Annotated in this window: 16 protein-coding genes and 1 riboswitch; of the genes, 9 read left to right on the plus strand and 7 right to left on the minus strand. The window is 66.4% G+C overall.

The genetic code is table 11. From position 1 onward, the window contains the following. Positions 1 to 27 precede the first annotated feature (27 nt). From IVB27_RS14190 to IVB27_RS14200, 3 genes are all read right to left on the minus strand, one after another. The gene (locus tag IVB27_RS14190; RefSeq protein WP_247444163.1) at positions 28 to 1,776 is read right to left on the minus strand and encodes a heme biosynthesis protein HemY; all 1,749 of its coding nucleotides are present in this window, start codon (positions 1,774 to 1,776) and stop codon (positions 28 to 30) included. 36 nt (positions 1,777 to 1,812) lie between these two features. After that, positions 1,813 to 3,087 carry a COG4223 family protein gene (locus tag IVB27_RS14195; protein WP_247444164.1) on the minus strand — a complete coding sequence of 425 codons (1,275 nt, stop codon included), beginning with the start codon at positions 3,085 to 3,087 and terminating at the stop codon, positions 1,813 to 1,815. 65 nt (positions 3,088 to 3,152) lie between these two features. Beyond that, the gene (locus IVB27_RS14200; RefSeq protein WP_247444165.1) at positions 3,153 to 3,899 is read right to left on the minus strand and encodes a uroporphyrinogen-III synthase; all 747 of its coding nucleotides are present in this window, start codon (positions 3,897 to 3,899) and stop codon (positions 3,153 to 3,155) included. A 158-nt stretch (positions 3,900 to 4,057) separates the two neighbouring features. On the opposite strand from IVB27_RS14200, the gene tsaD reads away from it, so the two are divergent. The 3 genes from tsaD to IVB27_RS14215 all read left to right on the plus strand — a co-directional run bounded on the left by tsaD (position 4,058) and on the right by IVB27_RS14215 (position 6,627). Then, positions 4,058 to 5,131 (plus strand): tRNA (adenosine(37)-N6)-threonylcarbamoyltransferase complex transferase subunit TsaD, encoded by a 1,074-nt coding sequence (tsaD, locus tag IVB27_RS14205; RefSeq protein ID WP_247444166.1) that lies wholly within the window; start codon positions 4,058 to 4,060, stop codon positions 5,129 to 5,131. 3 nt (positions 5,132 to 5,134) lie between these two features. Then, positions 5,135 to 6,115 carry an NAD(P)H-dependent glycerol-3-phosphate dehydrogenase gene (locus tag IVB27_RS14210; protein ID WP_247444167.1) on the plus strand — a complete coding sequence of 327 codons (981 nt, stop codon included), beginning with the start codon at positions 5,135 to 5,137 and terminating at the stop codon, positions 6,113 to 6,115. A gap of 98 nt (positions 6,116 to 6,213) precedes the next feature. Beyond that, a complete protein-coding gene (locus IVB27_RS14215) occupies positions 6,214 to 6,627 on the plus strand; it encodes an EVE domain-containing protein (protein WP_247444168.1) in 414 nt (137 codons plus the stop codon). 55 nt (positions 6,628 to 6,682) lie between these two features. On the opposite strand, the gene IVB27_RS14220 is transcribed toward IVB27_RS14215, so the two are convergent. Beyond that, positions 6,683 to 7,777 (minus strand): adenylate/guanylate cyclase domain-containing protein, encoded by a 1,095-nt coding sequence (locus tag IVB27_RS14220; protein ID WP_247444198.1) that lies wholly within the window; start codon positions 7,775 to 7,777, stop codon positions 6,683 to 6,685. Between the two features lie 101 nt (positions 7,778 to 7,878). Here IVB27_RS14220 and IVB27_RS14225 point away from each other — a divergent pair, with 101 nt between their 5' ends. After that, positions 7,879 to 8,334 carry an SRPBCC family protein gene (locus tag IVB27_RS14225; RefSeq protein WP_247444169.1) on the plus strand — a complete coding sequence of 152 codons (456 nt, stop codon included), beginning with the start codon at positions 7,879 to 7,881 and terminating at the stop codon, positions 8,332 to 8,334. A gap of 13 nt (positions 8,335 to 8,347) precedes the next feature. Here the strand turns inward: IVB27_RS14225 and IVB27_RS14230 are convergent, their stop codons facing one another. Beyond that, on the minus strand, positions 8,348 to 9,517 hold the full coding sequence (locus tag IVB27_RS14230; RefSeq protein ID WP_247444170.1) for a DNA topoisomerase IB: 1,170 nt from the start codon (positions 9,515 to 9,517) through the stop codon (positions 8,348 to 8,350). A gap of 403 nt (positions 9,518 to 9,920) precedes the next feature. Here IVB27_RS14230 and acs point away from each other — a divergent pair, with 403 nt between their 5' ends. Continuing rightward, positions 9,921 to 11,867, plus strand: coding sequence for an acetate--CoA ligase (gene acs / locus IVB27_RS14235; RefSeq protein WP_247444171.1), 1,947 nt, complete (start codon positions 9,921 to 9,923; stop codon positions 11,865 to 11,867). A gap of 449 nt (positions 11,868 to 12,316) precedes the next feature. Beyond that, positions 12,317 to 12,832, plus strand: a complete 516-nt coding sequence (locus tag IVB27_RS14240; RefSeq protein ID WP_247444172.1) for a L,D-transpeptidase — start codon at positions 12,317 to 12,319, stop codon at positions 12,830 to 12,832. Positions 12,833 to 12,887: 55 nt separating this feature from the next. Here the strand turns inward: IVB27_RS14240 and IVB27_RS14245 are convergent, their stop codons facing one another. Together IVB27_RS14245 and IVB27_RS14250 are read right to left on the minus strand one after the other, a co-directional pair. Then, positions 12,888 to 13,478, minus strand: a complete 591-nt coding sequence (locus IVB27_RS14245; RefSeq protein WP_247444173.1) for a thermonuclease family protein — start codon at positions 13,476 to 13,478, stop codon at positions 12,888 to 12,890. A 56-nt stretch (positions 13,479 to 13,534) separates the two neighbouring features. After that, positions 13,535 to 13,735 (minus strand): DUF1674 domain-containing protein, encoded by a 201-nt coding sequence (locus IVB27_RS14250; protein ID WP_247444174.1) that lies wholly within the window; start codon positions 13,733 to 13,735, stop codon positions 13,535 to 13,537. A 188-nt stretch (positions 13,736 to 13,923) separates the two neighbouring features. Here IVB27_RS14250 and IVB27_RS14255 point away from each other — a divergent pair, with 188 nt between their 5' ends. The 3 genes from IVB27_RS14255 (at position 13,924) to purH (ending at position 18,900) form a co-directional block, all read left to right on the plus strand. After that, entirely contained in the window at positions 13,924 to 15,270 is a 1,347-nt protein-coding gene (locus IVB27_RS14255) for an RsmB/NOP family class I SAM-dependent RNA methyltransferase (protein WP_247444175.1), read from the plus strand. Between the two features lie 155 nt (positions 15,271 to 15,425). Beyond that, positions 15,426 to 17,144 carry a heparinase II/III family protein gene (locus IVB27_RS14260; RefSeq protein WP_247444176.1) on the plus strand — a complete coding sequence of 573 codons (1,719 nt, stop codon included), beginning with the start codon at positions 15,426 to 15,428 and terminating at the stop codon, positions 17,142 to 17,144. A gap of 59 nt (positions 17,145 to 17,203) precedes the next feature. Beyond that, positions 17,204 to 17,285: riboswitch (ZMP/ZTP riboswitch) on the plus strand. Positions 17,286 to 17,307: 22 nt separating this feature from the next. Further along, a complete protein-coding gene (gene purH, locus IVB27_RS14265) occupies positions 17,308 to 18,900 on the plus strand; it encodes a bifunctional phosphoribosylaminoimidazolecarboxamide formyltransferase/IMP cyclohydrolase (RefSeq protein WP_247444177.1) in 1,593 nt (530 codons plus the stop codon). Positions 18,901 to 19,004: the final 104 nt, after the last annotated feature.

The raw sequence follows: 19,004 nt of genomic DNA on the forward strand, positions 1-19,004 counted from the left end.
AAGGTGGAGCCGGCTTCGAAATGCCTCTCACCCGCCCCAGCGGGACCAGAATCCGCGCCAGCCGCCGGCCTGGACCTTGGCCGTGCCGATTTGTTCCGTAAATTCATCGCTCGGACCCTCGTCGTCGATCCCGGGATCATCCGGGGCGCGGATGATCGGGATGACGGCGGGAATAGGCGCTGGTGCCGGCTTGCCGAGGTCAGCGCGGGTTCGGAACACCGGCGTTGCTGCCGCCGGCGATGATTCGGCGATCTCAGGGGACGGCTTAACCGGCTCGGCGGACGTGACGACCGGCTCCTCGTTGGCGGCCTCTGTGGCTTCGGGGGGCGAATTGTCCTGTGCGGCAGGCACCGGATCCGGCGCCGTTACCGGCGGTTCCGCCGGGCTTTCGCTCCGGGCCGACGTCACCCGCTTCGGCGGCGCGGCCGCCAGCATGGCCTCCTCGAAGGCCGAGGATTCGATCATGTCGCCCTTATCGGAAGGAAGACTCGCGACCGGCGTCTGCCACTGGAACGCGTCAAGGCGGCCGGTGACCGGGGAAACCGGACGCCAGCGCTCGCTGACATAGCCGTCCGCGGTCCAGGCCGGATCGTGGCGGGCGCGCACCGCGCGCAAGGTCCAGGCGCGGGCCCGGCCGCCGTCACCGTGCTCGGTGCGCTCGATCTCGGCCATCAGCAGCGCCACGCGCTGGGTCGGATCGTTGACGTAAGGCGCCAGCACCTCGCGCGCACGGGCGAACTCGGACGCATCGATCGCGGCGCGCGCGATCGCGAGCTGGCCCTCGACATAACCAGCCTTGTCGACAGGAATCTTGGCGGCAAGCGTCTCGACCCGCTGCAGGCGCTGCCGTGCGGAATCGCCGAGCTTCACATGCGCATAGGCATCCGCGAGGTCGGGATGCGGATTGGCGAGCCAGGCGGCTTCCACCAGCTTCATGGCGCGACGCACCTGATGCGCCTCGCTCTCGAATTTTGCGGCAAGCACTGCGGCCGGGACCAGGGTCGGCGCGAGCTTGATCGCCTCCATCACGCTCTCGCGCGCGACGTCGCGGTCCATCGTCTCCAATTCCAGCGCGCGTGCGGCGAGCAGCACGCCGCGCTGGCGGCGATAGGCCTGCTTGTCGATCAGGCCCGCGGACAGATTCGAATCGAGGATCGCGAGCGCGCCGCTCCAGTCACCGCGCGCGCAGCGGAAGCCGAGCACCGCATGCGAGGCCCAGGTCGAGGACGGCGACAGCTTGATCGCTTCCTCGGCGATCATCACCGCGCCGACCGCATCGTCGGCGCGCTGCGCCTCGATGAACAGGCCGCGCAAGCCGAGCAGGCGCGTGTCCTCGCGCTCGGCCATGGCACGGAAGACGCGCTGGGCTTCGTCGCGATTGCCTTCGAGCTGCGCGGATTGCGCATGCAAGAGAAGTGCGAGCGGGTCGTTCGCGGCCAGCCGCCGCGCGGTGTCGGCGTGGCGACGAGCAAGCGCGGTGTCGCCATGGCCGATCGCGAGCAGGCCGTGGGTGATGGCGTGACGGCCGCGGGCGTGACGCTTCTCGTGACGACGGCGGCGCAGACGCCCCGGCGCGCGCCAGATCATCGTCAGGAGACTCCAGACCAGCACGGCTGCCGCGGCAAAGAGGCCGAGCAAGAACACGAACCTGGGCAACGTCGTTGTGGCGCGGAAAGCGCCTGCGGTCAGGACGAGATCGCCGGGCTGGTCGGCGACCCAGGCCGCGCCGGCCGCCGCCAGCGCGATCAGGACAAGGAAGAGGACGATGCGAAGCATGACGATCCCTATACGCGCCGATTATTGCGCGAACCTTTATTGACCAGGCTTGACGAGATCCGCCATGGCATCGTCGGCGAGTTTGCGGGACGCCGCGAGCGCGGCGTCGCGGGCATCGGCCTTGTCGAGCCAGGCCTGCGCCGGTGCGCGGTCGGCCTCCGGCAGCGTCTTCACCTCGCGCCGAGCTTCCACGAAATCGTTGCGAAGCGCTGCGGCCGTCACCCTCGAGACGATAGCGCCGCGATCGCTGCCGATCCCGTCGGTACGTTCGATGCGAACGAGTTTTGACGCCCCCGCCTGAAGGCGCTCGACGATGCCTGCGCTGCTGGCCGGGGTTTCCGGCGGCGGCGACAGTTTTGGCACGATGTTGAGGAGCTCGCGGCTCAGCGCGACCGGCGTCGGAATACCGGACGATGCAAAGGTGTCGAGCGGCTTCAGCATATCGGGCTTTGCCGCAAGCGACCGCGCCGCGGCGAGCTGCGATTCGTAAGCGTCGCCATGGCGAACGGCGACGTCGAGCAGGGCCGCCGCCACCACATGGCGCAGCGGCTTGTCGTCCATCGTCCTCGCATCGGCAATCTTCTCGCCCTGCTGCGCGAGTTCGGCACGTTCGGTCTTGGTGGCACGCTCGAGCTGCGCGAGGCGGTCGTTGAGAGCGGCAAGATCGGGCGCGACAGCGGGCGGCGCCGATTTCGCGTCGTTCAGGGCGCCCGCGGTCTTGTCAGACTGCGCGCGCAGATTGGCGATGTCGCTGCGCAGGCCGGTTGCGGATTTCTCCAGCGCATCGATCCGCGCCAGCATGGCCGGATCGGCGGCAGGCTTGCCCGCCTTGGCTTCGACCGCGGCAACGCGCCCGCTCAGCGCATCGACCGTTGCGCCCGTCACTTGCGGAGCGGCCGGCGGTGCCTGCACCGCAGGCCAGCCCAGCATCCAGCCGACGGCGATCACAATTGCGGCTGCGACCGCGCCCGAGAACGGAGCGATAATCCAAGGTGAAATCGATGGCGATACGGACGCGGACGCAACGGAAGACCGCTCCTCGGCAGGTTCGGGCTGCGGCTCGGCATTAGCTTCGTCGAACTTGGCGGCTTCGGACTTGGCCTCTTCGGACTTGGCCTCTTCGGGCTTGACCTCTTCAGACTTGGCCTGCTCCTGCGCGGCCTGTTCGGTCGCCGCAGCCTGCGGCTGGCCCGCCACCTCCTGCGGCTGGGTGGAGACTTCGGTTGCCTCGAGGTCGATGGTGGGCGGGGTGCGCTTGGCACGGCTGGACTCGGGAGCCAATCCTGCGTCTTCAGGCTTGTCGTCGGCCATCGTGACGGTTCCTCACACTTACATGCCCTAAACGAACCCGATTGCGTGGGATTCGGCCCGACCTCTTACGCCAAACGGGTGCGCAAAGCACGCTCCAAGGAGTCAAATAAGGCATTTTCGTCCGGCGTCGCGGCCACCAGAACCTGCGAGGCACCGGCCTCGCGCAATATGCCTGCGACCGTCTCGGACAGGCAGCATTGCGGGATCGCCAGAGCCGAGATTTCGACACCTTCACCCCGCGCGGCCTCCAGGAAAGCCCGCGCGCTGCGCCGGGAGTAATGCAGCACCGCCTCGATCCCATGGGCGGCAAAGCCCTCACAGACATCGCGCGGCAACAGCTTGACCGGGACCATGCGATAGGTCGTCTGCGTGACGATGCTAAATCCTTCGGCGCCCAGATCATCGCTGAGGTCGCGCGACAGATCCGCGCCCGCGAGATAAAGCAGCGTGCTCTTTTTCTTCAGCCGCTTGTTGCGCGCGCTCTCCATCACCTTGTCGCGCAAAGCCGCGGCATCGCCGCCGGCGACCACCACCTCGGCAAAGCCTGCATCGCGCGCCGCGGCAGCGGTGTGCTCGCCGACCGCAAACAGCGGCAGCGGCAGGAGGCCAAGGTCCGGCAATTGCGGTGCGACGGCACGGATCGCATTGGCCGACGTGACGATGACGGCGCTGTAGCCCGTCTCACTCTCGTCATGGAAGACGACCGGCTCGAACTTGAGCACCGGGGCAAGCAGCACCACATGACCCCGCGCGCGCAGATTTTCCGCTGTCGCCACATTGTCGGGATGCGGCCGTGTGACAAGAATGGACATCGCTTGGTTCCGGGCACGTGGCGGTGACGTATTCACGAGGAGAGCTGCGCGTGGCGATTGCGCAAGCCGACCCCGGAATGCTACCGGACGTACCAGAACTCTGCTTTGCGGATGAGCGCAAGGGGTGAGAAGGGCGCAGATTGGATACCAATTCGCCAATGCTGGTACTGGGCATAGAAACCACCTGCGACGAGACCGCCGCGGCCGTGATCGAGCGCACGCCTGACGGCAGCGGCAAGATCCTGTCCAATATCGTGCGGTCGCAGGTCGAGGAGCATGCCCGTTTCGGCGGCGTCGTGCCGGAGATCGCCGCACGCGCCCATGTCGACCTGCTCGACGGCATCATCGACCGCGCCATGCACGAGGCCGGCATCGACTTCGCCCAGCTCAACGGTGTCGCGGCCGCCGCGGGCCCCGGATTGATCGGCGGCGTCATCGTCGGTCTCACCACCGCGAAGGCGATCGCGATGGTCCACGCCACGCCGCTGGTGGCGGTGAACCACCTCGAAGCGCATGCGCTGACGCCGCGCCTCACCGATGCACTCGAATTTCCCTATTGCCTGTTTCTCGCCTCGGGCGGCCATACCCAGATCGTTGCGGTCACCGGCGTCGGCGAGTATGTGCGGCTCGGCACCACCGTGGATGACGCGATCGGCGAGGCCTTCGACAAGGTCGCGAAGATGCTGGGCCTGCCCTATCCGGGCGGCCCGCAGGTCGAACGCGCGGCAACAAGCGGCGATCCGGGGCGATTTGCGTTTCCGCGGCCGATGCAAGGACGCCCCGACGCCAATTTCTCGTTGTCGGGATTGAAGACGGCGGTGCGCAACGAAGCGAGCCGGCTAACTGAGATCACGCCGCAGGACGTCAGCGATCTCTGCGCGAGTTTTCAGGCTGCCGTGCTCGACTCCACCGCGGACCGGTTGAGCGTCGGTCTCAAACTTTTCCGCGAGCAGTTCGGCGCGCCGCGTGCGCTGGTGGCGGCCGGCGGTGTCGCCGCCAACCAGGCTATCCGCGGCGCCCTGCATGACGTTGCGAGGAAAGCCGGAACGCAACTGATCATGCCACCGCCCGCACTCTGCACCGACAACGGCGCGATGATCGCCTGGGCCGGCGCCGAACGTCTCGCGCTCGGCATGACCGACACTATGGAAGCGCAGCCCCGCGCGCGCTGGTCGCTCGATGCGAACGCGACGGCACCGGCCGGGTACGGCAAAACGCGGGCGGGATACTAAGCAATGACAGCGTTCCGATCCGTCGCGGTGATCGGTGCAGGCGCCTGGGGCACGGCGCTCGCGACTGTGGCTGCGCGAGCCGGACGAAACGTGACGCTCTGGGCTCGCAATGCCGAGCACGCAATACGAATCGCATCGAGCCGCGACAATCCGCGGCTGCCCGGCGTACGGATCGCGCCGGAGATCATCGTCACGAGCGATCTCACCATGGCGGCGCGCGCGGACATGCTGCTGATCGCGACGCCGGCGCAGCATCTGCGCGGCGCGGTCAACATGCTGGCTTCGCACCTCGCAAAGCCGGTGCCGATCGTCGCCTGCGCCAAGGGCATCGAGCACGGCACGCACAAATTCATGACCGACGTGATCGCGGAGGCCGCGCCTCACGCGCAGCCGGCGATCCTGTCGGGCCCAAGCTTTGCCGACGACGTCGCGCGCGGCCTGCCGACTGCGGTAACGCTGGCGGCGGTGGAAGAAGCGCTGGCCAGCCACCTCGTGCAGGCGCTGGGCTCGGCGACCTTCCGGCCCTATCACACGACGGATGTCCGCGGCGTCGAGATCGGCGGCGCGGCCAAGAACGTGCTGGCGATTGCCGCCGGCATCGTGGTCGGCCGCAAGCTCGGCGCCTCCGCACTCGCCGCACTGACCACGCGCGGCTTCAGCGAGTTGGCGCGGCTCGGCCGCGCCTGTGGCGCGCGCACGGAAACGCTCTCCGGCCTCTCCGGTCTCGGCGACCTGCTCCTGAGCTGTTCGACCGCGCAATCGCGCAATTTCGCGCTCGGGATAGCGCTCGGTCGCGGAGAGGCGGCGCCGGCGGGCAAGCTTGCGGAAGGTGCATTCACTGCGCCCGTGCTGGTCGAGCTCGCGGCCGCGCGGCACGTCGACATGCCGGTCTCCCAGGCAGTGGCTGCCATCCTGGATGGCCGGTTGACGATTGACGCCGCGATCGAAGGGCTGCTGACAAGGCCGTTCAAGGCTGAGGAATGACGGCGGCCTCTACCGCGTCGCAGGTTGCACTTAACGGCCTGCGCGCGCTGGGGCGAACCGCAGGGATCCCGGTCCAACAACAATGAGGTGAGTTTGCGATGAACTACTGGCTGGTGAAATCCGAACCGTCGGTGTGGTCCTGGGACCAGCAGGTGGCGAAGGGCGCCAAGGGCGAAGCCTGGACCGGCGTGCGCAATTACACCGCGCGCATAAACCTCGTGAACATGAAGAAGGGCGACAAGGCGTTCTTCTATCATTCCAACGAGGGCAAGGAGATCGTCGGCATCGCGGAGATCATCAAGGAAGCCTATCCCGATCCGACCGACAAGACCGCAAAATTCGTCTGCGTCGACATCAAGGCCGACAAACCCTTGAAGACGCCGGTAACGATGGCCACGATCAAGGCCGAGAAGAAACTCGCCGACATGGCCCTGGTGAAGTATTCGCGCCTCTCGGTGCAGCCGGTGACGCCCGAGGAATGGAAGCTCGTCTGCAAGATGGGTGGGATGTAGTTGCTGCAATTGCAGGTGTGTAGTCCGATCCGGGATTCGCTTTGCTCCATCAGCGCTACGATATCCGAGCTTGCGTCTCCGGCAACGCAAACACCTCGCATGGCGCAGCGATGCCGCGTAGCGAATGCGGCCCGAGCGCGATCAGAGGCATGTCCGTCTCCGCGGCGAGCGCGCCGGACACCAGAACCGTCCTGCCGAGCGGCTTGCACAATCCTTCGAGGCGGCTGGCGAGATTGACGGAGGGACCGATCGCCGTGAAATCGAGCCGGTTGGCGGCGCCGATATTGCCCCACAGCATCCCGCCGAGATGCAGCGCCGCGCCGAACGCGAGCGGCGGCAGACCTTGGGCACGGCGCTCCGCGTTGAGATACGCCATCCCGGCTTCGGCTGCGCTCGCGGCACGCAGAGCCGCATCGCACGCGTGGCGCGGAGACGCCTCGACCACCGGAAAGATCGCGAGCACACCGTCGCCGATGAATTTCAGCACCTCGCCGCCGAAGGCGTGAACCGCGCCGGCAATGCGATCGAACCAGGCATCGAGCGCCGCGATGACATCGGCAGGCGGCGTGGTTTCCGACAGGAGCGTGAAGTTGCGCAGATCGGCATAGAGCAGCGCGGCCTGTATGGTCTCGCCGAGATCGCGGCGCAGGGGTGCCGCCAGTACCCGCTCCGCACTGCGCTTGCCAAGATAAGCATCCAACGTCGCGCGCAACGTTGCACGCACGGCAAGCACCGCAAGGGGCGTCGCAGCAAAGCGCGCAGCCTGGCGCAATTGCTCGATCTCGTCCGCGGTGAACGGACGCGGCCCGATCCAGCCGAGCAAAGGCCCATCGGGCGGTCCGACCGCGTCTTCGTGCACCTCACCGTCCGCGATGTCGCGCAGCCAGCGGCGGCCGGCATCGTTGGGCGTGTCGGGCGCGAGGCCGCCAGGTGCGAAGCCAAGCGCTTCGATCACCCGGCCGCTCTCCGCGCGCCACAACCAGGTCCGCTTCGCGATCAGCGGATGTGGCACCTCCAGCGTCAGGCTGCCCGCCGCGAGCGGCACGCCGTCGGCGACCAGATGTGCGCCGAGTTCCATGAGCAGGCGGTCGGCCCCGGCGCTATCGGCGGCGGCATCGACAAGCCAGGCGAGCGTCGGCGAGAGGTGCATGGTCCGATCATGACGAAGCCAGACCCTCTTTGTCACGGGCAATCCTTGACGGGCCGCGCGAGCGCCGCCATGTCCCAGTGTCAGCCCAGGGATGATCGCCGATGACCGAACCCTTCATAGTGCGACGCGAGACCCAGATCGCAGCCCCACGCGCCACCGTTTTCGCTTACCTGACCGACCCCGAGAAGATTTTGAGCTGGATGGGCTCCGACGCGACCACTGAGCCGCATCCTGGCGGGCTGTATCTGCTCAAAGGCATCGGCCCCCGCGGCGGCGTCGCCCGCGGCGCGTTCCGCGAAGTCGTGCCGGTGCATCGTCTCGCCTACACTTTTGGATGGGAGAGCGGCCAGGAAGTACCGCCCGGATCGAGCCTGATCGAGATCGACCTGATCGAACGCGACGGCGGCACGCTGCTGCGCATGACCCATAGCGGACTGCCGACCGAGGAACAGGCTGCCGCCCACGCGACGGGATGGACGCATTATCTGGAACGGCTCACGACCGCGGCCGCAGGCGGCGATCCCGGTCCCGACAGGGGTGTTTCCAACAAGGCGTAGCGACGGGAGAAGGTCAGACCGCCGCGGTCGCCACCACCTGCTGCAAAAGTTGCTCGCGCCTGGCCTGCGAGCGCTGGCCCTTCATGGTCGCGGCGAAGCGTTCGAGGATGCCGTCCTCGAACGCGGTGACGATGGTGTCGTGCACATAGCTCTTGCGGCAGATCGCCGGCGTATTGGAGAGCTGGTCGGCGGCGGCGCGGATCGCTTCCAGCACCTGCTTCTTGCGGCCGCGCTGGCTGGTCGCCGGCGTAATCCGCGACAACGATTCCACGACGACGGCCGAGGCCATCAGCGTGCGAAAATCCTTCAGCGAGATCTTGATGCCGGCGATCTCGCGCAAAAACGCGTTCACCTGCGTCGTATTGACCGCACGCACGACGCCGTAGGCATCGCGGTACTGGAACATGCGCTTGCCGGGAACGCCCTGCAAAATGCCGATGGCACGCACGAGCTTGGCCGCGTCGCACTCTTTCCGCACCGCCTTGCCGCCCTTCGCCTTGAACGTCAGCACGAAGCAATCGTCTTCCAGCGTGACGTTGGACTTCAGCAGTGTGGTGGCGCCGCGGGTGCCGTTGAGGCGGGCATAGGATTCGTTGCCGGGGCGGATCGCGGTGCGCGCAATCAGCTCGATCACGGCCGAGAGCGCGAACTCGCGCGTCGGCTCCTCGCCCGACAGGAACGCCGAAACCTTGCGCCGGATCTTTGGCAGCGCGCCGACGAGTTTCTCGAGCCGATGCGCCTTGCGTTGCTCGCGGACCTTCTCCCAATCGGCGTGATAGCGATATTGCAGCCGGCCCGCGGCATCGCGTCCCACCGCCTGGAGATGCGAGCTCGGATCGGCCGAGTAGCGCACCTCGCGATAGGCCGGCGGCACCGCCATGGAATGCAGCCGGCGGATGGTGCGGGCATCGCGGATATGCGCGCCATTGGGACGGACGAAGGAATAGCCCTTGCCGCGCTTGATGCGCCGGATCTTCAGCTCGTTCTGGTCGCCGAGCCGCAGGCCCAGTTCCTTGGCGAGCGCCTCGACCGTTGCAGCAGGCGCCGTGTCGAACGCTTTTTTCGGGCTAAGACGGGCGGAACCTGCCGGTTTCGGCCATTGTCCGAGTGCTTTGGCCAGCGCAACGGCTGCAGGATCGGCTGAAGCGGGCCGTATCGTCCCGAAATTCTGCTGATCCATCATAGTCTTAAGCCTTAGCCCTGTCTGTTATCGGTCAATGCCGCTGTTCTGATCTTTGTTCCAAGGGTTTCGTTGGACCCGGGTTAGCCACTTAGGGTGTTCCGAACAGCATTGCGAGTCCCGAATCAGTGAGGTGCGGTTTCTAAATACCTCTGGCGAATGCATGGGGCTCTGCGGCGGCCTGTTCCGAGGGTTTTGGGCAAAGGCCCGAAAGCGGCCCCGGCCTGTTCCAGATCTGCGACAGTCCGGCCCGGTGGCCTTGATCCTTCTCAGGGCCGGGCGCTCGCCGAAGGTCCAGCTTGTGCACCTTGTCGGGTCCGGTTAGCCCGACGCATAATCAGTTCAACGATCAAGCCGGCTCGCCAGTGGCCCGTGCTCGGCTTGCCGTATGTGGAGGGAGCGAAACATGTCCGAGAAGATCTACGACGTCCCCGCGGAATGGGCGAAGCGCGCCTGGATCGACCAGGCCAAGTACAAGGACATGTACGCCCGCTCGATCTCGGACCCGAACGCCTTCTGGGCCGAGCAGGCCAAGCGCGTCGACTGGATGCACGCGCCGACGAAGATCGAGAACGTCTCCTTCGCGCCCGGCAACATCTCGATCAAATGGTTCGAGGACGGCGTCCTCAACGTCGCCCATAACTGCATCGACCGGCATCTCCACACCCGCGCCAACCAGACCGCGATCATCTGGGAAGGCGACGATCCCTCGCAGTCCAAGCACATCACCTACAAGGAGCTGCACGACGAGGTCTGCCGGATGGCCAACATCCTGCGCACCCGCAACGTCATGAAGGGCGATCGCGTCACCATCTACCTGCCGATGATTCCGGAAGCGGCCTACGCGATGCTGGCCTGCGCGCGGATCGGCGCGGTTCACTCCGTGGTGTTCGCCGGCTTCTCGCCCGACAGCCTCGCCCAGCGCATCAACGACTGCCAGTCCAAGGTGATCATCACCGCGGACGAAGGCCTGCGCGGCGGCAAGAGGGTGCCGCTGAAGGCCAATGTGGACGCGGCGCTCGCCAAGGCAGACGGCGTCGACTGGGTCGTCGTGGTCAAGCGCACCGGCGGCAAGGTCGACATGAACCCGACGCGCGACCTCTGGTATCACGAGGCTGCCGCGATGGTGACGACGGAATGCCGGGTCGAGCACATGCACGCCGAAGATCCGCTGTTCATCCTCTACACCTCAGGCTCGACCGGCCAGCCGAAGGGCGTGCTGCACACCTCCGCCGGCTATCTCCTGTTCGCCGCGATGACGCATCAATACGTCTTCGACTATCACGACGGCGACATCTACTGGTGCACCGCCGACGTGGGCTGGGTCACCGGCCACAGCTACATTCTGTACGGACCGCTCGCCAACGGCGCGACCACGCTGATGTTCGAAGGCGTGCCGAATTACCCGGATAATTCGCGATTCTGGAACGTCATCGACAAGCACAAGGTCAACATCTTCTACACCGCCCCGACCGCGATCCGCGCGCTGATGCAGTTCGGCGACGAGCCGGTGACCAAGACCTCGCGCGCCAGCTTGCGCCTGCTGGGCTCGGTCGGTGAGCCAATCAATCCGGAAGCCTGGGAGTGGTATCACCGCGTCGTCGGTGACGACCGCTGCCCGATCGTCGACACCTGGTGGCAGACCGAGACCGGCGGCATTTTGATCACACCGCTGCCGGGCGCGACCAAGCTGAAGCCGGGCTCGGCGACGCAGCCGTTCTTCGGCGTGGTGCCTGAGATCGTCGACGCCGACGGCAAAGTGCTGGACGGCGAGACATCAGGCAATCTGTGCCTGACGCGATCATGGCCGGGCCAGATGCGCACGGTCTATGGCGACCACGCCCGCTTCGAGCAGACCTATTTCTCGACCTACAAGGGCAAGTACTTCACCGGCGACGGCTGCCGACGCGATGCTGACGGTTATTACTGGATCACCGGCCGCGTCGATGACGTCATCAACGTCTCCGGCCATCGCATGGGCACGGCCGAAGTCGAGAGCGCGCTGGTCGCGCATGAGATGGTGTCGGAGGCCGCCGTCGTCGGCTTCCCGCACGACATCAAGGGCCAGGGCATCTACGCCTATGTGACCCTGATGGCCGGCGTCGAGCCGACCGAGGATTTGCGCAAGGAGCTTGTCACCTGGGTGCGCAAGGAGATCGGCCCGATCGCCTCGCCCGACCAGATCCAGTTCGCGCCCGGCCTGCCCAAGACCCGCTCCGGCAAGATCATGCGCCGCATCCTGCGCAAGATCGCCGAGGACGAGCCCGGCAGCCTCGGCGACACCTCGACCTTGGCCGATCCCGCGGTGGTCGACGATCTCGTCAAGAACCGGCAGAACAAGAAGTCGGCGTAAAGCAGTCTCGTGCCCCGGACGCGGCGCTGCCCTGGCGATGCGAAGCATCGTCCAGTCAGAGGTGCGCTGCAGAGCCGGGGCCCATGCAACAGCAGACTCTGTGGCTTTCTGGGTCCCGGCTCTGCGTCGCACCGCTTCGCGCCGCGTCCGGGACACGAGACCGCATCTCCGCGTTAGCGCCACCCAAACGACAGCCGTTCACACGCTCACGCATTCGTCAGGGCGCGTGCCCGCGCGCCCGCATCTTTCCCGCTGAGTGTTGTTTCCAGGTCATTTACTTTGTTTCGAACATTTCCTTTGTTCCCCCTGCTGGCTGGCCCTTGGCGGCCGTGCGTGGAAACCATCCGGTTAACAGGCGCGGTTAAGAATGCCCCCCGAGGACTTGGCGGGTCGGCGATTGCCGGTTGTGCGTCATTTTGGACGATTGGTTCGGGTCAAGGGGAAAATCGATGTCGATCAGGATTGCAGTGGCGCTGGCTGCCACCATCGGAGCGGTGTTCGTGATGTCGACCGCGGCGCAGGCCCGGCCGGAAATGGTGGGGACGCACCTGGCCGACTATTCGCCGGGCACCATCGTGGTCAAAACCAACGAGCGTCGGCTCTATCTCGTCCTCGATAACGGCCACGCCGTGCGCTATCCGGTGGGCGTCGGCAAGTCCGGCAAGCAGTGGGCCGGCACCACCCGCATCGACGGCAAGTACCGCAATCCGGCCTGGTCGCCGCCTGCCGAGGTGCAGCGCGACAAGCCGAGCATCCCTGACGTCATTCCGGGCGGCTCGCCGCGCAATCCGATGGGCGTCGCGGCGATGACGCTGTCCGGCGGGGAATACGCGATCCACGGCACCAACGTGCCGGGCTCGGTCGGCGGCTTCGTCTCCTATGGCTGCATCCGCATGCTCAACGACGACATCACCGATCTCTACAGCCGCGTCTCGGTCGGCACCACGGTGGTCGTGACGCGCTGATCCCCGGGACGAGATCCCGACAACAAGAGCCGCGTCCGTTGACGCGGCTTTCTTGTTACCAGAAGCGCCAACCGTGCGCGCACCAGCCGTCGCGATGGCCGCCATTGTAGCTCCGTGCGTAACCGCCGGCGAGCAACACCGCCGAAACGTTGGCGGTTCGCCTGGTCGCGACGTCGGCGAGAACCCGACCATATTTGTCAGGGCCAAGATTGGTGATCGTCACGCCGCCCTGGCCGAGCAGATCGCGCAATGCGCGGGCCGCGGCTTCGGCCTTGTCCAGTTCCTCCTGGCAGGATGCTTTCATCTCGGGTGCGTCGATGCCGCGCAAGCGAACGCGCACAACGAGATCGCGGCCGTCGCGCTGACGAACGCGCGCGAGAAAGGTGTCACCGTCAATGGTGCGAACGACGTCGACCGATTCGCGACGATCGGGATGGCCGCCCTGCTGGAGCACGATCTCGGCGTCCCGCGTGCCGCCGCCATCCGGGTGCGGGACCGTCCAGTTCGTCCCGTGCCTGAAGATGAGCACAGCCGCCAGCGCGACGCCGACCACGAACATCCACGGCAACAATCCGGAGAAACGACGGCCGAACGGCGAGCCGCGGAATGAGGGTCGATACTGATGGCTGGGATCGAAGCGCGGCATTCGCGCACGCTAGGGCTGAGTCGGCTGCACCGGCAAGTGTGCGTAAACCCGGCGCCTCAAAAGTCCGAGGCGATGCCTTTGCGTTCCCAATCACCGTACCGGGTGGGCTCGGGTCCCTTTGGCCCCTGCACCTCTTTCGGCGCAGCTTCGGCATGCGCCATCGCCGCAGCCTGCCGGCGCGCTTCGGCTTCGGCCAGCGCACGCTGGGCGGCCGGCGATAGCGGCTTGCGGTCGGAAACGTGAGGCCGGTCACTCATCGTCGAATTTCTAGCGCAGGACGGCCCGCGGCGCGATGCCCAATAACGCATTCCTGAAATTGCTCCGAAAGGGCTGAAAAACCCGGAAGCGATTCTTACATTTGGCATATTCGCGTGCCAGAGATCGCGTCCTCAAGGCATGCGCCCATTGCGGCGGAACTGCCGCTTGCTGAGAACCTTGCTTCCGCATGCCATCTCAACGTTTTGCCCCTCCATCCGAAGTGCCTGGTCTTGCCGCGCGGCGGATTGCTGCCGACATCGTCGACGGCGTGCTGCAGAAGCACCGCACACTTGACGAGCAGCTCGACGGCAGCGGCGCCCATCCCGGACTGAAGACGCTTCCCGACCGCGACCGTGCACTGATGCGGCGCCTGGTCGCCACCGTGCTGCGCCGGCTCGGCACGCTCGGCCACGTGATGTCCCGCCTGCTCGACAAGGGCATCCCCTCCGATGCGCCGCGCGCGCAGAGCGCGCTGCTGATCGGCGCCGCCCAGATCCTCTGGATGGACGTGCCCGATCACGCCGCCGTCGATCTCTCCGTTCGCCTCGTGCAGTCCGACCGCCGGGCCGCCCGCTATGCCGGCCTCGTCAACGCCGTGCTGCGCCGTTGCGCCCGCGAGGGCAAGGCGCTGGTGGAAGAGGTTGCCGCGCAGTCGCTGGATTTGCCGCCCTGGATGCTCGCGCGCTGGAGCGCGCATTACGGCGAGACGGTCGCAAGGGACATGGCGCTCGCGCTCAGCCACGACCCTTCGCTGGATCTGACCGTGAAGTCGGACGCCGCGCAATGGGCGAGCCGGCTACATGGTGAGGTTCTGCCGACCGGATCGGTGCGTACGGTGCTGCACGGCGCGGTGACCATGCTTCCCGGCTTCGCCGAAGGACAATGGTGGGTGCAGGACGCCGCCGCCGCGCTGCCGGCCCGGCTGTTCGGCGACATTGCCGGCAAATCCATCGCCGATCTCTGCGCCGCTCCCGGCGGCAAGACCGCGCAGCTGGCGCAGGCCGGCGCGCATGTCACGGCCATCGACCGCTCGCCCGCCCGGGTGGCGCGGCTGCGCGAGAATCTGACGCGGTTGTCGCTCCAGGCCGAAACCGTCGTCGCTGACGCCGTGGAATGGGCCGGCCCAGCCGATGGCTTCGACGGCATCCTCATCGATGCGCCCTGCACCTCGACCGGCACGATCCGCCGCCACCCCGACGTATCCTGGCTCCGGCAGGAATCCGACATCGCCGCGATGACCACGCTCCAGCAGCGGCTGCTGCAAAAAACGGTCTCACTGCTCAAGCCCGGCGGAACGCTGGTCTACTGCACCTGCTCGCTGGAACCCGAAGAGGGCGAGCATGCGATCGCCACGCTACTGGCCGCAGAGCCTGCGATTCGCCGCGTCCCGGTCGATGCGTCCGAGGTGTCGGGGCTCGACGAGATCATCACCGCCGAGGGCGACTTGCGCACCCTGCCCAGCCATCTGCCGAACGCCGATCCCAAGCTCGGCGGGCTCGACGGATTTTTTGCGGCTCGGCTCGTTAAATCCTGATTTTGCAGTGGATTTTGCGACCACGGCGCTGATTCGCGTCGTTCAAGGTGGTGTCGGCCGCCGGATTTTGGGATTAAGAAGGATTCGTCGGAATCCTCTCCCCATCAAGGCAAGGTGTGTCGGTCGCTCAACGCAGACGTATCTCGACGCTGGTGATGAACCGCTTCGCGCGGAATGTGCTCGCGCGCGCGAGCGGTGGTTCCGTCGCCCTGTCGCGGGTCTGGCCCGGCCGCTCCGACCGGCTGATCATCGCGCCGCATGATCTGCGCACCGCGGATGCGACCCGCGCCGCCGAGATCTATGCCGGCCGCTTCGTCTTCGCCGGCAAGATCGTCAATTGCCACGGCCGCTCGATCTTCGATCTCGAGCCGCCGTCGGAGGATTGGGAGGTCGCGCTGCTCGGCTTCGGCTGGTTGCGCCATTTGCGCGCCGCCGACACCGCGTTGACACGCGCGAATGCGCGCGCGCTGATCGAGGACTGGATCGCCAACCCCGGCGGCAAGCGCCGTGCCGTCGCGCGACGCGCGGACGTGCTGGCGCGACGCGTGATCTCGCTGCTGTCGCAGGCGCCGCTGGTGCTCAACGACACCGACAACAAATTCTACCGCCGCTATTTGCGCGCGCTGGCGCGCGAGATCCGCTTCCTGCGCTACACCATGGTCAACATCCCCGACGGGGTGCCAAAACTCCAGGTGCTGATCGCGCTGTGCTATGCGGCGCTGTGCCTCGCCAACCAGGCAAGTCACATCCGCAGCGTCTCGAAGAAGCTCTCGGATGAATTGCAGCGGCAGATCCTGCCCGACGGCGGACATATCTCGCGCAACCCGGGCGCGCTGATCGAGCTCTTGATCGACCTGTTGCCGCTGCGGCAGACCTTTGCCGCACGCAACATCGCGCCGCCGCCGGCGCTGCTCAACGCGATCGACCGAATGATGCCGATGCTGCGCTTCTTCCGCCACGGCGACGGCAATTTCGCACTGTTCAACGGCATGAGCGCGACACCCTCGGACCTGCTCGCGACGCTGCTTGCCTATGACGACACCCACGGCGCGCCGATGGCGAACATGCCGCATACCGGTTTCCAGCGCCTCGATGCCGGCCAGACCACCGTGATCATCGACACCGGCCCGCCGCCGCAGGCCGGCGTCAGCCATGACGCCCATGCCGGCTGCCTGTCGTTCGAACTGTCCTCCGGCATCAGCCGCATCGTCACCAATTGCGGCATGCCGACCACGGGCCGCGACAATTGGCGGCCGTTCGCACGCGGCACGGCAGCGCATTCGACGCTAACCTATCACGACACCTCGTCATGCCAGTTCGTGGAGATGTCGGCGATGAAGCGGCTCTTGCATGGCGCGCCCGTCACCAGCGGCCCCGTCGAGGTCGAGAGCTATCGCGAAATCGTGCAGAACGGCACGCTGCTGACGACGTCGCATGATGGCTATCTCGCCAAGTTCGGCGCGATCCACCGCCGCGTGCTGATGATCGCCAATGACGGCGCGCGCATCGACGGCGAGGACACGCTATCGCCGCCGCAGGGCGGACGCTTCAAGGGCGCGGATGCCGATTTCGCGCTGCGCTTCCATCTGCACGCGGCGGTGAAGGCGAGCCGGCTGTCCGATGCCCGCGGCGTCATGCTGGTGCTGCCGAACCGCGACGTCTGGACCTTCGAGGCATTGGACGACAAGGTCGATCTCGAGGACAGCGTGTTCCTGGCCGGCAATGACGGCCCGCGCCGCACCTCGCAGATCGTGATCCGCCAGGATGCGCGGCAGGCGCCCTCGATCCGCTGGAGTTTTGTCCGCTCCACCGCCTCGCCGGCGATCACCAATGCCCGCAGAAATGCGCGGCGGGAGCCGGAACTTCCGCTGTAAACGCCCGCGATCCGGCCCCATCTGATCGTTGTGAAAGCGGCCGAAAACTGCTATCGAGCCCTCGCTCGCGCGACTGGCGACCTTGGATGGAGCACCATCGGGAAGCGTGGGACATAGCTGCCGCGCGCCTGGGCATTACTCCTTCAGACAGAGGATCTTGCTCATGACTGACCAGCCCCGCCGCGTTACCCGCGCACTTCTTTCCGTTTCCGACAAGACCGGCCTGATCGACTTCGCAAAGGCGCTTGCCGCGCATGATGTCGAGCTGGTCTCGACCGGCGGCACCGCCAAGGCGATCGCCGCGGCCGGCCTCAAGGTGAAAGACGTCTCCGAGCTGACCGGTTTCCCCGAAATGATGGATGGCCGCGTCAAGACGCTGCATCCGAAGGTGCATGGCGGCCTGCTCGCGATCCGCGACAACAAGGACCACGCGGAAGCGATGAAGGCGCACGGCATCGCGCCGATCGATCTCCTGGTCGTCAATCTCTATCCGTTCGAGGCGACCGTCGACAAAGGCGCGGGCTTCGAGGATTGCATCGAGAACATTGATATCGGCGGCCCCGCGATGATCCGCGCCGCCGCGAAGAACCATGACGACGTCGCCGTCTTGGTCGAGGCGGAGGACTACAACGCCGTGCTCGACGAGCTCGCCGCCAACAAAGGCGCAACCACGCTGAAGTTGCGCCGGCGTCTTGCTGCAAAGGCTTACGCGCGCACTGCCGCCTATGATGCCGCTATCTCGAATTGGTTCGCACGTCAGCTCGAAATCGACGCACCCGATTTCCGCGCCTTCGGCGGAAAGCTGATCCAGTCGCTGCGCTATGGCGAGAACCCGCACCAGACCGCGGCGTTCTATGCGACGCCCGACAAGCGGCCGGGAGTCTCGACCGCGCGGCAGCTCCAGGGCAAGGAGCTCTCCTACAACAACATCAACGACACCGATGCGGCTTATGAATGCATCGGCGAGTTCGACGCCAGGCGCACCGCGGCCTGCGTCATCGTCAAGCATGCCAACCCCTGCGGCGTTGCTGAGGGCTTCGATCTCGTCAGCGCCTATCGCAAGGCGCTGGCTTGCGACTCCACCTCGGCCTTCGGCGGCATCATCGCGATGAACCGCGCACTCGACGCCGACACCGCGCGCGAGATCACCAAAATCTTCACCGAGGTGATCATCGCGCCTGACGCCAGCGAGGAGGCGATCGCCATCATCGGCGCGCGCAAGAACCTTCGCCTTCTGCTCGCCGGCAGCCTGCCCGATCCGCGCGCGCCCGGCCTCACCGCCAAGACGGTGGCAGGCGGCCTTCTCGTGCAGAGCCGCGACAATGCGGTGGTCGACGACATGGTTTTCAAGGTCGTGACCAAGCGAGCGCCTGATGATGCGGAGATGCGCGACCTGAAGTTCGCGTTTCGGGTGGCAAAGCACGTCAAGTCCAACACCATCATCTACGCCAAGGATCTCGCCACCGTCGGCATCGGCGCCGGCCAGATGAGCCGCGTGGATTCAGCGCGGATCGCGGCGCGCAAGGCCCAGGATGCGGCGGCCGAGCTGAAGCTCGCCGAGCCGCTCACCAAGGGCTCGGTGGTGGCGTCGGATGCGTTCTTCCCGTTCGCGGACGGCATGCTCGCCTGCATCGAGGCCGGCGCCACCGCCGTGGTGCAGCCCGGCGGCTCCATGCGCGACGACGAAGTGATCAAGGCCGCCGACGAGCACGGCATCGCCATGGTGTTCACGGGGACACGGCACTTCAGGCACTGATTGACTGGCGTGCGGGCTGCAAGAGTTGCGACGACTCCACCGACTTCGTCATTGCGAGCGCAGCGAAGCAATCCAGAATCTTTCCGCAGAGAAAGTCTGGATTG

Source organism: Bradyrhizobium sp. 197, from assembly GCF_023073375.1.
Taxonomy (GTDB): domain Bacteria; phylum Pseudomonadota; class Alphaproteobacteria; order Rhizobiales; family Xanthobacteraceae; genus Bradyrhizobium.